General features: G+C 72.6%; 12 protein-coding genes. 5 read left to right on the top strand and 7 right to left on the bottom strand.

Annotated features, from left to right (window positions below; genetic code table 11):
• Positions 1-55: 55 nt before the first annotated feature.
• The gene (erpA, locus tag ACWEJX_RS35720; RefSeq protein ID WP_389205390.1) at positions 56-412 is read right to left on the bottom strand and encodes an iron-sulfur cluster insertion protein ErpA; all 357 of its coding nucleotides are present in this window, start codon (positions 410-412) and stop codon (positions 56-58) included.
• Positions 413-666: 254 nt separating this feature from the next.
• Here erpA and nadA point away from each other — a divergent pair, with 254 nt between their 5' ends.
• A complete protein-coding gene (gene nadA, locus ACWEJX_RS35715) occupies positions 667-1,854 on the top strand; it encodes a quinolinate synthase NadA (RefSeq protein WP_451611574.1) in 1,188 nt (395 codons plus the stop codon).
• A gap of 72 nt (positions 1,855-1,926) precedes the next feature.
• Here the strand turns inward: nadA and ACWEJX_RS35710 are convergent, their stop codons facing one another.
• From ACWEJX_RS35710 to ACWEJX_RS35690, 5 genes are all read right to left on the bottom strand, one after another.
• Positions 1,927-5,040 (bottom strand): efflux RND transporter permease subunit, encoded by a 3,114-nt coding sequence (locus tag ACWEJX_RS35710; protein ID WP_451611573.1) that lies wholly within the window; start codon positions 5,038-5,040, stop codon positions 1,927-1,929.
• 169 nt (positions 5,041-5,209) lie between these two features.
• Positions 5,210-5,929 carry a response regulator gene (locus ACWEJX_RS35705; protein WP_403798482.1) on the bottom strand — a complete coding sequence of 240 codons (720 nt, stop codon included), beginning with the start codon at positions 5,927-5,929 and terminating at the stop codon, positions 5,210-5,212.
• Positions 5,926-7,167: a sensor histidine kinase gene (locus tag ACWEJX_RS35700; RefSeq protein ID WP_451611572.1), complete on the bottom strand. Its 1,242-nt coding sequence runs from the start codon at positions 7,165-7,167 to the stop codon at positions 5,926-5,928. The genes ACWEJX_RS35705 and ACWEJX_RS35700 overlap by 4 nt, the downstream gene beginning before the upstream one ends.
• Before the next feature lie 136 nt (positions 7,168-7,303).
• Positions 7,304-7,582, bottom strand: coding sequence for a PspA-associated protein PspAA (gene pspAA, locus ACWEJX_RS35695; protein ID WP_451611571.1), 279 nt, complete (start codon positions 7,580-7,582; stop codon positions 7,304-7,306).
• A 33-nt stretch (positions 7,583-7,615) separates the two neighbouring features.
• Positions 7,616-8,410, bottom strand: a complete 795-nt coding sequence (locus tag ACWEJX_RS35690; RefSeq protein ID WP_403798491.1) for a PspA/IM30 family protein — start codon at positions 8,408-8,410, stop codon at positions 7,616-7,618.
• A gap of 271 nt (positions 8,411-8,681) precedes the next feature.
• On the opposite strand from ACWEJX_RS35690, the gene ACWEJX_RS35685 reads away from it, so the two are divergent.
• Complete coding sequence (locus ACWEJX_RS35685; protein WP_451611570.1) at positions 8,682-9,284, top strand: DUF3043 domain-containing protein; 603 nt, start codon at positions 8,682-8,684, stop codon at positions 9,282-9,284.
• Positions 9,285-9,580: 296 nt separating this feature from the next.
• On the top strand, positions 9,581-10,357 hold the full coding sequence (locus ACWEJX_RS35680) for a class I SAM-dependent methyltransferase (RefSeq protein WP_451611575.1): 777 nt from the start codon (positions 9,581-9,583) through the stop codon (positions 10,355-10,357).
• Positions 10,358-10,803: 446 nt separating this feature from the next.
• Here the strand turns inward: ACWEJX_RS35680 and ACWEJX_RS35675 are convergent, their stop codons facing one another.
• Positions 10,804-11,010: a hypothetical protein gene (locus tag ACWEJX_RS35675; protein ID WP_451611569.1), complete on the bottom strand. Its 207-nt coding sequence runs from the start codon at positions 11,008-11,010 to the stop codon at positions 10,804-10,806.
• A 100-nt stretch (positions 11,011-11,110) separates the two neighbouring features.
• Here ACWEJX_RS35675 and ACWEJX_RS35670 point away from each other — a divergent pair, with 100 nt between their 5' ends.
• Complete coding sequence (locus tag ACWEJX_RS35670) at positions 11,111-12,313, top strand: bifunctional adenosylcobinamide kinase/adenosylcobinamide-phosphate guanylyltransferase (protein WP_451611568.1); 1,203 nt, start codon at positions 11,111-11,113, stop codon at positions 12,311-12,313.
• Between the two features lie 75 nt (positions 12,314-12,388).
• Positions 12,389-13,468, top strand: coding sequence for a nicotinate-nucleotide--dimethylbenzimidazole phosphoribosyltransferase (gene cobT / locus ACWEJX_RS35665; protein WP_451611567.1), 1,080 nt, complete (start codon positions 12,389-12,391; stop codon positions 13,466-13,468).
• Positions 13,469-13,698 lie beyond the last annotated feature (230 nt).

Genomic DNA, 13,698 nt, shown 5'->3' with positions numbered 1-13,698 from the left:
GGCACCCACGGTGTGGGTGCCGCCCTCTCGCGTACGTACGGCTGAGCGCCAGGGCTTAGCTGAAGCTGTCGCCGCAGGCGCAGGAACCCGTGGCGTTCGGGTTGTCGATCGTGAAGCCCTGCTTCTCGATGGTGTCGACGAAGTCGACCTGGGCGCCGCCGAGGTACGGGGCGCTCATGCGGTCGGTGACGACCTTGACGCCGTCGAAGTCCTTGACCACGTCGCCGTCGAGCGAGCGCTCGTCGAAGAACAGCTGGTAGCGCAGGCCGGAGCAGCCACCGGGCTGAACGGCGACGCGCAGGGCCAGGTCGTCACGGCCTTCCTGGTCGAGCAGGGCCTTGACCTTGGCCGCGGCGGCGTCGGTCAGGATGATGCCGTCGGTGACGGTGCTGGTCTCGTCCGATACGGACATCTACATCTCTCCCGGGTTGTACGGAGACTGCTTGCCGACGTTGCAACCGGCGACGCCGCGGATTCATTCCGGGGCGGGCGGGCCGGGGCGCGTCTTTTACCTCTTTTCATGCTCGCACACCGTGTCCAGAGACGCGGAAGGCGAATTCGTCACATCGACACTATGGACATCGTCAAAGTGACGTGAACCGGTTATGATAGATAGCGTCATTTAGACGAAAAGGCTTTACGAGGCTCACCTCAGATGCAGAAAGGGTGCGTGACGTGACCACCGCCCAGCCCCTGGACGTCCAGCCGACGCCGCTCGCCCTCCTCCTGCTCGGCCGGGAGGCCGACCCGAAGAGCGAGCGCGGCGTGGAGTGCCCGGGCGACCTTCCGTCGCCCTCCGACCCCGACCTGGTGGAGCGCGCCCGCGCGGCCAAGGAGAAGCTCGGGGACAAGGTCTTCGTCCTCGGGCACCACTACCAGCGTGACGAGGTCATCCAGTTCGCCGACGTCACCGGCGACTCGTTCAAGCTCGCCCGTGACGCCGCCGCCAGGCCGGAGGCCGAGTACATCGTCTTCTGCGGCGTGCACTTCATGGCCGAGTCGGCGGACATCCTGACCGGCGACGACCAGAAGGTCGTGCTGCCGGACCTGGCCGCGGGCTGCTCGATGGCCGACATGGCCACCGCCGAGCAGGTCGCCGAGTGCTGGGACGTGCTGACCGAGGCCGGCGTCGCCGAGCAGGTCGTGCCCGTCTCGTACATGAACTCCTCGGCCGACATCAAGGCGTTCACCGGCAAGCACGGCGGCACCATCTGCACCTCTTCGAACGCGAAGAAGGCCCTGGACTGGGCCTTCGAGCAGGGCGAGAAGGTGCTCTTCCTGCCGGACCAGCACCTGGGCCGCAACACCGCCGTCCGCGACATGGGCATGTCCCTGGACGACTGCGTGGTCTACAACCCGCACAAGCCGAACGGCGGGCTCACCGTCGAGGAGCTGCGCGCCGCCAAGATGATCCTGTGGCGCGGCCACTGCTCGGTGCACGGCCGGTTCAGCCTGGACTCGGTCAACGACGTGCGCGAGCGCATCCCGGGCGTGAACGTGCTCGTCCACCCGGAGTGCAAGCACGAGGTCGTCGCCGCAGCCGACTACGTGGGCTCGACGGAGTACATCATCAAGGCCCTGGAGGCGGCCCCGGCCGGCTCGAAGTGGGCGATCGGCACCGAGCTGAACCTGGTCCGCCGTCTGGCGAACCGCTTCGCCCCCGAGGGCAAGGAGATCGTCTTCCTCGACAAGACGGTCTGCTTCTGCTCGACCATGAACCGGATCGACCTGCCGCACCTGGTGTGGACCCTGGAGTCGCTGGCCGAGGGCAACCTGGTCAACCAGATCCAGGTCGACAAGGAGACCGAGTCCTTCGCCAAGCTCGCCCTTGAGCGGATGCTGGCTCTGCCGTAACGATTCCTCGTACGGACACACGGAAGGGGCGCCCCGCATCGTGCGGGGCGCCCCTTCGTCATGCCGTACGGATCAGACGCCCAGGGCGTCCAGCACCGTGTCCGCCCCGTCGGCCAGGTCAGCGGCGGCCTTTCCCGCCTTCTTCAGCCTCCGCCGCTCCTTGCGGAGCTCCACCATCGCGTAGAGCGTCGGCACCAGCAGCAGGGTCAGCAGCGTCGAGGTGATCAGACCGCCGATCACCACCACGGCCAGCGGCTGCGCGATGAAGCCGCCCTCGCCGGTGACGCCGAGCGCCATCGGGAGCAGGGCGAAGATCGTCGCCAGGGCCGTCATGAGGATCGGGCGGAGCCGGTGCCGGCCGCCTTCGATCACGGCTTCGATGACGCCGAGGCCCTGGGCCCGGTACTGGTTGATCAGGTCGATCAGGACGATCGCGTTGGTGACCACGATGCCGATGAGCATCAGCATGCCGATCATCGCCGGGACGCCCATCGCCGTGCCGGTCGCGACGAGCAGGCCGATGGCGCCGGTGGCCGCGAACGGGATGGAGACCAGCAGGATCAGCGGCTGGATCAGCGAGCGGAAGGTCGCGACCAGGAGCATGAAGACGATCGCGACGGCCGCGAGCATCGCCAGGGCCATCTTGCCGTTGGCCTCGGACTGATCCTGGGAGACGCCGCCGATGGAGGCGGTGGCGCCCTCGGGAAGGTCGAGCGCCTTGATCTTCGACTGGAGCTCGGCGCTGACCGCACCGGTGTTGTCCGAGGTCGACTTGGCCGTGATGGTGGCCGCGCGGGCGCCGTCGATCCGGGTCATGGAGACCGGGCCGGGCACCAGGTCGACGTGCGCGATGTCGCCGAGCTTCACCGGGCCGAGCGGCAGCGCCTTCAGCTCGGCCAGGGTGGTGGCCGGGTGGGCGGAGGTGATCAGGACGTCGCGCTGGGCGTCGTCGAGGACCGCCTTGGCGGCCGGGGTGCCGTGCACCGCCTGGGCCACGACCATGCCGAGGGTGGTGTCGTCGAAGCCGGCGTCGGCCGCCTTCTCGTTGGCGCGGACCGAGATCCGCGGCACCGACTGGGACAGGTCGCTCTGCACGTCGGTGACGTTCTTCAGCTTGGCGACGGCGTCCTTGACCTGCTCGGACGCCTTCTTCAGGGTCGCCGGGTCGGCGGCCTTGACGACCACGCTGAGGTCCTGGTTCCCGAAGCCGGCACCGGCGGCGACGGTCGTGTCGCCGATGCCGTCGAGCTTGCCGAGCGCCTCGTGCAGGGCGTCGCGGGTCTTCTCGTACGAGGCGGAGTCCTCCAGGGTCACCTGGTACGACGCCTGGTTGGAGCCGGTGCCGCCGCCGAAGGCCGCCATGAAGCCGGAGGAGCCGACGGTGACCTGGTAGTCCTTGACGCCCTCGGTGTCGGCGAGGACCTTCTCGACCTTCTTCGCGGCCTCGTCGGAGGCGGCGAGGCTGGTGCCCGGGGCCAGCTTCTGCTTGAGCGTCAGGACCTTCTGCTCGCCCTGGTCGAAGAAGTTGGTCTTCAGGAGCGGGGCCATGCCGAAGGTGCCGAAGAGGACCACGAGGGCGATGACGACGCTGGTGAAGCGGCGCCGGGTGGCGAAGCGCAGCACCGGCACGTACGCGCGCTGCAGCCGGCTCCTGGTCTCCTTCTCCTCGGCCAGCCGGCGGGCCTCGTCCGGGTCCGCGGAGGTGCCCTTGGGGGCGCGCAGGAACCAGTACGAGAGGACCGGGACGACCGTCAGGGAGACGAGCAGCGAGGCGAGCAGCGCCGCCGTGACGGTGAGGCTGAAGGAGCCGAACAGCTCGCCGATCATGCCGCCGACCAGGCCGATCGGCAGGAAGACGGCGACGGTGGTGAGGGTGGAGGAGGTGACCGCGCCGGCGACCTCCTTGACCGCGGTGACGATCGCGGCCTGCCGCTCCTCGCCGTAGCCGAGGTGCCGCTTGATGTTCTCCAGGACCACGATCGAGTCGTCGACGACCCGGCCGATGGCGATGGTGAGCGCGCCGAGCGTCAGCACGTTCAGCGACAGGTCACGGGTCCACAGCACGATCAGGGCGAGGACGACCGAGAGCGGGATGGAGACCGCGGTGACCAGGGTCGAGCGCAGCGAGGCCAGGAAGACCAGGATGACGAGGACGGCCATGACGAGGCCGAGCGCGCCCTCGGTGGTGAGGCCGGAGATCGACTTGGCGACGGCCGGGCCCTGGTCGGAGACGACGGTGAGCTCGGCGCCCGCGCCCAGGTCCTTGCGCAGCTCGGGCAGCTTGTCCTTGACGGCGTCGGAGATGGCGACGGCGCTGCCGTCCTTGTCCATGGTGGCCATGACGGAGAGGCTGGGCTTGCCGTTGGTGCGGGTCAGGGAGACCGCGGTGGCCTCCTCCTGCTTCACGGTGGCGACGTCGCCGAGGCGGACCGCCCGGCCCTTCTCGGGCTTGATCCGCAGGTCCTGGATCTGCTGGAGCGAGGTGTAGCCGCCGCCGACCTGGACGGTGCGGCTCTTGCCGTCCTCCGAGAAGGCGCCGGCGGGCATGGTGCCGCCGCCGCCCCGGATCGCCTCGGTGAGCTTCATCGGGCTGAGGCCGGCCGCGGCGAGCTTGCGGTCGTCCGGGGTGACGGAGACCTGGAGGTCGCGGACGCCGTTGACGTTGACGTGGGCGACGCCGTCGATGTCCTCCAGGGCGGGGACGACGGTCCTGTCCAGCTGGTCGGCGAGGGCCTGCTGGTCCTTGTCGGAGCTGACGGCGAGCACGACCGTCGGGATGTCGTCGGTGGAGCCGGCCACCACCTGCGGGTCGACCGTGTCGGGCAGCTGGGCACGGGCCCGGTTGACGGCCTGCTGGACGTCGGCGACGAGCTGCTTGGTCCCCTCGTCCCCGTAGTCGAAGCTGGCCATGATGACGGCGTTGCCCTCGGAGGCGGTGGACGTGATGCCCTTGATGCCGTCGACGGCCTTGAGGTTGTTCTCCAGCGGCTCGACGACCTGCTTCTCGACCACGTCCGGGGACGCGCCCTGGTAGGGGGCGAGGATCGAGACCATCGGCAGCTCGATGGACGGGAACAGCTGCTGCTTCAGCTGCGGGATCGCTATCGCTCCGAAGAGGAGCGCGACGAGGGACATCAGCCCGATCAGGGCCCGTTGCGCGAGGCTGAATCTGGACAGCCAGGACATGGGGACTCGTTTCTGTGGCGTACGCGGCAGGCGGGCGCCCGGGCCGGAACGAAGCAGCCCCAGGTGTGCCCGCCTATACCTTCGGCCATGGACACGGCACCTTCCTCGGCCCCCGGGCCCAATTCCGCACGGCGCGCATACCGCGTCTGGAGTACGCCGGAGCCGCCCCTCACTCCACCCTTGGACGTACCAGCCCGGACTCGTACGCGGTGACCACCAGTTGGGCGCGGTCGCGGGCGCCCAGCTTGGCCATGGTCCGGTTGACATGCGTCTTGACGGTGAGCGGGCTGACGTCGAGCCGCCCGCCGATCTCGTCGTTGGAGAGCCCGCCCGCGACGAGGACGAGCACCTCCCGCTCGCGGGCGGTCAGCGCGGAGAGCCGCTCCGCGTAGCCGGGAGCCGACTCGCGGTCCGGGTCGGCGCCGCCGCCCTGCGCGAGGAAGCTGGCGATCAGGCCCTTGGTGGCGGCCGGGGAGAGCAGCGCCTCGCCGGCGTGCGCGATCCGGATGGCGCCGAGCAGCTCCTCCGGCTCGGCGCCCTTGCCGAGGAAGCCGGAGGCACCGGCGCGCAGCGACTGCACGACGTACTCGTCGACCTCGAAGGTGGTCAGCATGACGATCCGTACGGCGGCGAGCTCCGGGTCCGCGGTGATCAGCCGGGTCGCGGCGAGGCCGTCCGTACCGGGCATGCGGATGTCCATCAGGACGACGTCGGGCCGCTCGGCGCGGGCCCGGTCCACCGCCTCGGCGCCGTCGGCGGCCTCGGCGACGACCTCCATGTCGGGCTCGGAGTTCACCAGGACCTTGAAGGCGCTGCGCAGCAGGGCCTGGTCGTCGGCGAGCAGCACCCGGATGGGGCGCGCCTCTTCGCTCTCCGTGGGTTCCGTCATGCGTCGTCCTCCCCCGTGCGGCCGGTCACCGGCAGTATCGCCTGCACCCGGAAGCCGCCCCCGTAGCGGGGTGCGGCGGTGAGCGTGCCGCCGAGCGCGGTGACCCGCTCGCGCATCCCGACCAGGCCGTGGCCGCCGCCGTCCGCGGGCGCCTGCCCGGGGAGCACGGAGTGCGGGGCGCCGTCGTCGAGGACGGTGATCTCGACCGTACGGCCGACCCGGAGCACGCTCACCTCGGCGCGGGCTTCGGCGCCGGCGTGCTTGCGGACGTTGGTCAGCGCCTCCTGGATGATCCGGTACGCGGCGAGGTCGACGGCCGCGGGCAGCGCGGCGCCGCCGTCGGTGCGGGTCAGCTCAACCGGCAGGCCCGCGTTGCGGAAGGTGGCCAGCAGGTCGTCGAGGACGGCGAGGCCCGACACCGGCTCGGTCGGCGCCTCCGGGTCGCCGGACTGGCGGAGCAGCCCGACGGTGGCGCGCAGCTCGTCGAGGGCCGAGCGGGAGGCGGCGCGCACGTGCGCGAGGGCCTCCTTGGCCTGGTCGGGCCGCTTGTCCATGACATGGGCGGCGACGCCCGCCTGCACGTTGACCAGGGCGATGTGGTGGGCGACGACGTCGTGCAGGTCGCGGGCGATCCGCAGCCGCTCCTCCGCGACCCGCCGCCGCGCCTCCTCCTCGCGGGTGCGCTCGGCGCGCTCGGCCCGCTCCCGGATGGCGTCCACGAAGGCCCGGCGGCTGCGCACGGCGTCGCCGGCGGCCGCGGCCATGCCGGTCCAGGCGAAGACGCCGACGTTCTCCTGCGCGTACCAGGGAGTGCCCCCGAAGAACATGGCGGCGCCGGTCAGCAGGGCCATGGTGGCGAGACCGAGCCGCCAGGTGGTGGGCCGGTCGGTGCGCGAGGCGACGGTGTAGAGCGCGATGACGGCGCCCATGGCGACGGGGGCCGGGCGGGCGTCGCCGACCAGCTCGACGAGGGCGAACGCGGAGGTGGCGGCGAGCACCCCGATGGGGTGGCGGCGGCGCAGCACGAGCGCGGAGGCGCCGCACAGCATGAGGACGATCCCACCGGGGGTGGGCACCCGGTCGCCGAAGGTGGGGCCGTCGGGGCTGCCGTGCGGGTCGGTGAAGGAGGCGAGCACCATGGCGACGAACACGAGCACGGCGAGGCCGGCGTCGAAGGCGAGGGGGTGGGCCCGCAGGCGGTAGCGGGTCCGGGCGAGCAGGGTGCCGTTGGTCGTCACGACAGAAGACGGTACGGGGTCGGGGAAGGTCCGGGGACGACGCTGCCCCGTCCCTTCGTGACGGAAGGGACGGGGCGGCGGCTGGTGTGCGGGGCTCGGCCCGGGCGGCCGGTCAGCCGGTCAGCCGGTCAGCCGGTCAGCCGGGGATGAGGCCGTCGTCGGAGAGCATGTCGCGGACCTCGGCAAGGGTCGCGTCGGGAGCCGGAAGGATCAGCTCCGAGGGTTCCAGAGCATCGTCCGGCAGCGGCTCGCCGAGCTCCCGGACCTTGTCGAGCAGGGCCGCGAGCGTCCGGCGGAAGCTGGGCTCGTCGCCGCCCTCCATCTCCTCCAGGAGTTCGTCGTCGAGCCTGTTGAGCTCGGCGAAGTGACTGTCGGCCAGCCTGACCTGGCCCTCCCCCATGATCCGTACGATCATGACGTGCCGTCCTCCTGCTGCGAAGGGGTGCGCCTACTTCTCGTAGCGCGGGTGGGACTGCTGCTGCGACTGGTTCTGGCCGGTGCCGGAGCCGCCCTCGATCGCCTGCTGCTGCGCCGACGGCCCGCCGGCCAGCTCGGCCTTCATCCGCTGGAGCTCCAGCTCCACGTCCGAACCGCCGGAGATCCGGTCGAGCTCCGCCTGCAGGTCGTCCTTGGCCAGGCCCGACTGGTCGTCGAGCGCGCCCGAGGCGAGCAGCTCGTCGATCGCGCCGGCCCGCGCCTGGAGCTGGGCGGTCTTGTCCTCGGCCCGCTGGATCGCGAGGCCGACGTCGCTCATCTCCTCCGAGATGCCGGAGAACGACTCGGCGATCCGGGTCTGCGCCTGGGCCGCCGTGTACGTGGCCTTGATCGTCTCCTTCTTGGTGCGGAAGGCGTCGACCTTGGCCTGCAGCCGCTGGGCGGCGAGGGTCAGCTTCTCCTCCTCGCCCTGCAGGGTCTGGTGCTGCACCTCCAGGTCGTTCACCTGCTGCTGCAGCGCGGCCTTGCGGGACAGCGCCTCGCGCGCGAGGTCCTCCCGGCCCAGTGCGAGGGCCTTGCGGCCCTGGTCCTCCAGCTTGGCGGACTGGCTCTGCAGCTGGTTCAGCTGAAGCTCCAGGCGCTTGCGGGAGGTCGCCACGTCGGCGACGCCCCGGCGCACCTTCTGCAGCAGCTCCAGCTGCTTCTGGTACGAGTAATCGAGGGTCTCGCGCGGATCCTCGGCCCGGTCGAGGGCCTTGTTTGCCTTCGCGCGGAAGATCATCCCCATACGCTTCATCACACCGCTCATGGGCTTCGCGCGCCCCCTTCTGACGGACTGGGCTCCAGCACTCCAACATGAACCACCCTACGGTTCATGACTCCATTACCGCACTGTTCGGGACCCGATGTGCTCCTCCCCAAGGACGAGTGGGGATCACCGATCCTCCCGCCCAGGGAGTAGAGGATTCCCCGGTGTCCCACCGTTCTCCACGGTGTTCCAAGGCCAGGGACGCAGGCCGTTAGCGGATCGTTCCCGCCCGTGCTGGGTCCCACACCACTCACCACGTACCCTTGGCGGTGTGTTCCGTAGCCGTTCGAAGGATGAGAAGGCCCCCACCGAGCAGGTGACGGCGGACCTCTCCAAGCAGCCCCGCGACCCGCAGGCCCCCAAGGGCCGCCCGACTCCCAAGCGGAGCGACGCGCAGTCGCAGCGCCGCCGTGCGCAGTCCGCGCCGGCCGACCGCAAGGAGGCCATGAAGCGGCAGCGCGAAGCGCGCCGTGTGGACCTCGCCAGGCAGCGCGAGGCGCTGGCCAGCGGCGACGAGCGTTACCTGCCGGCCCGTGACAAGGGCCCGGTACGGCGTTTCGTCCGCGACTACATCGACTCGCGGTTCGTGGTCGCCGAGTTCTTCCTGCCGGTCGCCGTGGTGATCCTGGTGCTGTCGCTGTTCGGCAACACCAACCGGGCGCTGCAGAACGTGTCGCTGCTGCTGTGGGCCGCGATCATCGTCCTGATCGTCCTCGACTCGATCGGCATCTGGTTCCGCCTCGGCAGGCAGCTGAAGCAGCGCTTCCCGAACCAGCCGACCCGTGGCGCGATCCCTTACGCCCTGATGCGCTCGCTCCAGATGCGCCGACTGCGGCTGCCGAAGCCGCAGGTCAAGCGCGGAGAGCGACCCTGAGCGCGGAGTTCTCGGGCCCGGTGAGCGAGCTGGGGCCGGAGTCGGTCCCGCTGCCGGCGCGGGAGCCGGAGCCGAGACCGGTTGCGTCGGAGTCGGCGACGGTCGCCGCCGAGAGCGCGACCGATGTCGTGACTGCGGGCGTGGCCGAGACCGGGGCTGATGCCGAGGCCGTGGCCGAGACCTCGGCCGAGACCGACACCTCGGCTGAGGCTGAGACCTCGGCTGACCTGGCGGCGGACGAGGCCGCGACCGCGGCTGGGACCGTTGCCGCCGCCGAGGCCGTGGCCGCGTCCTCCGTGCTGCCCCTGGTCGGCCACTGGCCGGTGGTGCCCGGCGGGCTGCGCGACACCGTCCGCCAGGAGCTCATCGCCCGCCAGCTCGACGAGCAGATAGCCGCCCGCTACCCCGTGGGGCAGCGGCTGCGGATCCTCGACGCGGGCATGGGCCAGGGCACCCAGGCGCTCCGCCTCGCCCGCGCCGGACACACCGTGACCGGCCTGGAGTCCGACCCCGAGCTGCTCACGGCGGCCCGCGAGTCGCTCGCGACGGAACCGGCCGGCATCCGCGAGCGGGTCCGGCTGATCCAGGGCGACGGCCGCGAGACCGGCGTGCACTTCCTGCCCGGCAGCTTCGACGTCGTGCTGTGCCACGGCGTGCTCATGTACGCCGACGCGCCCGACGCGCTGCTCGCCGGCCTGGCCCGGATGCTGGCCCCGGGCGGCCTGCTCTCCCTGGTGGTACGGAACGCGGAGGCGCTGGCCATGCGGCCGGGCCTCGCCGGGGACTGGGCGGGTGCCCTGGGCGCCTTCGAGTCGGACGTCTACGCCGACCGCGGCGGCGCGAAGGTGCGCGCCGACCGCCTGGACGCGCTGACCTCGACCCTCGCCGGTATCGCGGCGCCGCTGCACGCCTGGTACGGCGTGCTGGTCTTCACCGACGGCCTCCCGGCCGACGAGGGCCTGCCGGCGGCGGACGAGCTGGAACGCCTCCTGACGGCGGAGGACCGGGCGGGCCGGACGGACCCGTACCGGCGGATCGCGGGGCTGCTGCATCTGTGCGGGGTGCGGGGCTAGGGCCCGTACGGACATCCCGTACGCATACGAGTCCGTGGAAGCGGCGGTCGCCTGACCGCCGCTTCTGCGCGTTCACCGAGGCGCCCGCCGACGGCCCGATCACGACGATCACGCCCACTGGCGGAGCCACCGGTCGTCCCACCGACGCGGCCCCCTCGCCGCCCGTTGCGGCTGCCCCTGCTGGGGCGTACACCGCTGCGACGGCGCCCTCGACCACCACCCCGTTGTGGGCATTCGTTCCGCTGGGGCGGAACGGGTGGGCACAACGGGACGACGCCCCTTGCCGGGCCTAGGCTCCTCGCGCGTTGGCACCGGGCACGACGACGCCGTGGTCGTGGTGCGGGTTCAGGCACAGGCGGCGCAGCCCCCACGGACGGGGGAAGCCCCGCAGGCGCGGGAGGGGCGCACGCGCGTCGGCTCGCGCCCCTCCCCCGCAGCCGGGCGCCCTAGCCCTCCGCGTTCAGGGGCATCGGGCCGTACACCTTCGCCCCGTCCTCCGACAGCGTCACCTGGTCCGCGCCGCCGTCCAGCAGGTCACGCCAGTTCTCGCCGAGCCAGGACTCGGCGTCGCCCTGGGTGGTGAACTCCTCCGGGGTCACCGAGGGGGCGACCTCGCTGCCGTCGGACTTCTCGAACCGCCACGTCCATGCCATGTCCGCCTCCTGGGGATGCTGGAGCTCACCGGATGATCGGTTTCCTGCCCGCAGCGTAGCCGGGCGCGCACGGGTTGCGGCGACGCGGGAGGATCGATACGTGGAACTGACTCTGCTCGGCACCGGCGCACCCCTCGGACTCCCCCGCCCCGACTGCCCCTGCGCGGTGTGCGCGCTGTCCCGGGGGAAACAGGCGCGGGCCGCGACGTCGCTGCTCGTGGACGGTGCGCTGCTGCTCGACCTGACGCCGGGGGCCGCGCTGGCCGCCGCGCGTTCGGGGCATTCGCTGGTCGGCGTACGGCAGGTGCTGCTGACGCATCCGCACGACGGGCCGGCCCTGGAGGTGCCGGCGGGGCTGCCGACGGCGGTCCGGGTGCCGGACGGGCGGGAGTTGACGCTGATCAGCGGGCACCGGGTGCGGGCGGTGGCGATGGACGCGCCGGGCACGGGGTACGACGTGACGTCGGCGGAAGGGGAGCGGCTCCTCTACCTGCCGCCGGGCGGCGCCCCGGCCGGCCTGACGGACGATCACCGGCGCCCGTACGACATGGTGGTGGCGGACGTGACGGGCCGTCCGGACGCGCTGGCCCGGCTGCGGGCGACGGGTGCGGTCGGGCCGGGCACGGAGGTGATCGCCGTGCATCTGGACCACGACGCGCCGGCGGGCGCCGAGCTGGACCGGCGGCTCGCGGCGGCCGGGGCGCGGGCGGTGCCGGACGGGACGACGATGTACGTGGGCGAGTACCACGCCGTGCCGGCCGTGCCGCGCCGCACCCTGGTCACCGGCGGGGCCAGGTCGGGCAAGTCGGTGGAGGCGGAGCGGCGCCTGGAGACCTTCCCCGAGGTCGTGTACGTGGCGACGGGCGGCACCCGCGAGGGTGACCCGGAGTGGGCGCACCGGGTGGGTCTGCACCGGGACCGGCGGCCGGGTTCCTGGCGTACGGAGGAGACGACCGATCTCGTACCGCTGCTCGCGGCCGAGGGCCCGGCGCTGCTCATCGACTGTCTGTCGCTGTGGCTGACGGACGCCATGGACCGGGTCGGCGCGTGGGACGACGAGACCTGGGCGGACGGCGGCCGGGACGCGCTCGCGGAGCGGGTCGCGGAGCTCGTGGCGGCGGTACGGGCGACCCGCCGCACGGTGGTCGCGGTGACGAACGAGGTCGGGTCGGGCGTGGTCCCGGCGACCGCGTCGGGGCGGCGGTTCCGGGACGAGCTGGGGCGGCTCAACGCGGCCTTCGGCGACGAGTGCGAGCAGGTGCTCCTGGTCGTCGCGGGACAGGCCCTGGTGCTGCGGGGCTAGCCGGTAGGGTTCGAACGATCGCCCTACTCACGCGTGTGTCCCACGACCGATTGACGTCCCTAGGCGGAACCAACCTTGAACCTCGACGACTTCTCCGATCTGATCGAGCGCCCCGACGGCGGGATCCGGCGTGACGCCGAGGAGCGCCGGGAGCGGCTCGCCGTGCGCCCCGGCGCGCTCGGGCGGCTCGACGAGCTGGGCGAGTGGCTGGCGGCGGCCCAGGGCCGGGTGCCGGTGCGGCCGGTGGAGCAGCCCAAGGTCGTCCTGTTCGCGGGCGACCACGGGGTGGCCTCGCTCGACGTCTCGGGGCGGGCCGCCGGCACCGCGTACGAGCTGGTGCGCGCCGTCCTCGACGGCGCGAGCCCGGTCGCGGTGCTCGCGCGGACGCAGGGCGTGCCGGTGCGGGTGGTGGACGCGGGTCTGGACTGCGACCCGGAGCTGCTGCCAGCCGAGGTGACCCGGCGCCGGGTGCGGCGCGGCACGGGCCGTATCGACCAGGAGAACGCGCAGAGCCCGGCGGAGGCCCAGGCGGCGCTCGAACTGGGCATCGCGGTCGCCGACGAGGAGGCCGACTCGGGCACCGATCTGGTCGTGCTCGGCGACCTGAGCGTCGGCGGCACGACCCCGGCGGCCACGCTGATCGCCGCGCTGTGCGGGACGGACGCGTCGGTGGTGACCGGGCGCGGCGGGGCCGGCATCGACGACCTGGCCTGGATGCGCAAGTGCGCCGCGATCCGCGACTCGCTGCGCCGGGCCCGCCCGGTCCTCGGCGACCAGCTGGAACTGCTCGCGGCGGTCGGCGGGCCGGACCTGGCGGCGATGACGGGCTTCCTGCTCCAGGCGTCGGTGCGCCGGCTGCCGGTCATCCTGGACGGCGTCGTGAGCGCGGCCTGCGCGCTGGTCGCGCAGCGGGCGGCGTTCCGCGCGCCGGACTGGTGGCTGGCGGGCCAGGTCAGCGGCGAGCCGGCCCAGGCGAAGGCCCTCGACCGGATGGCACTCAACCCGCTGCTCGACCACGGCGTCACTGTGGGCGAGGGAACCGGGGCGCTGCTCGCCCTTCCCCTCGTCCGTGCGGCGGCCGCCCTGGCGGCGGACCTGCCGGAGGCGACCACTCCGGCCGACCCGCCGGCGGCCGACCCGGCACCGAACGTCTAGCCCTCGGCGGGGCCTGAGCGGTAGACCGGACAGGGCAAGGGTCGGCTTCGGCCGCCCCAGGCCACGACCGGTACCGGTCCGCCGGTCAGGCCACTCCGGCCCGTGCGGGCGGCTCGGCTCGGGCCGGCGCCGGCGGGGGGGCCCCGCGGGGGGCCGGGGCGGCCCGGGGGGGGGGGGCCCCGCGGGGGGGGGGGCCGGCGCGGCCCGGCGCCCGCCGCCGCCCCCCCCCC

This window comes from Streptomyces sp. NPDC004788 (assembly GCF_053601115.1).
This window is presented reverse-complemented; position numbering and strand designations above follow the sequence as displayed.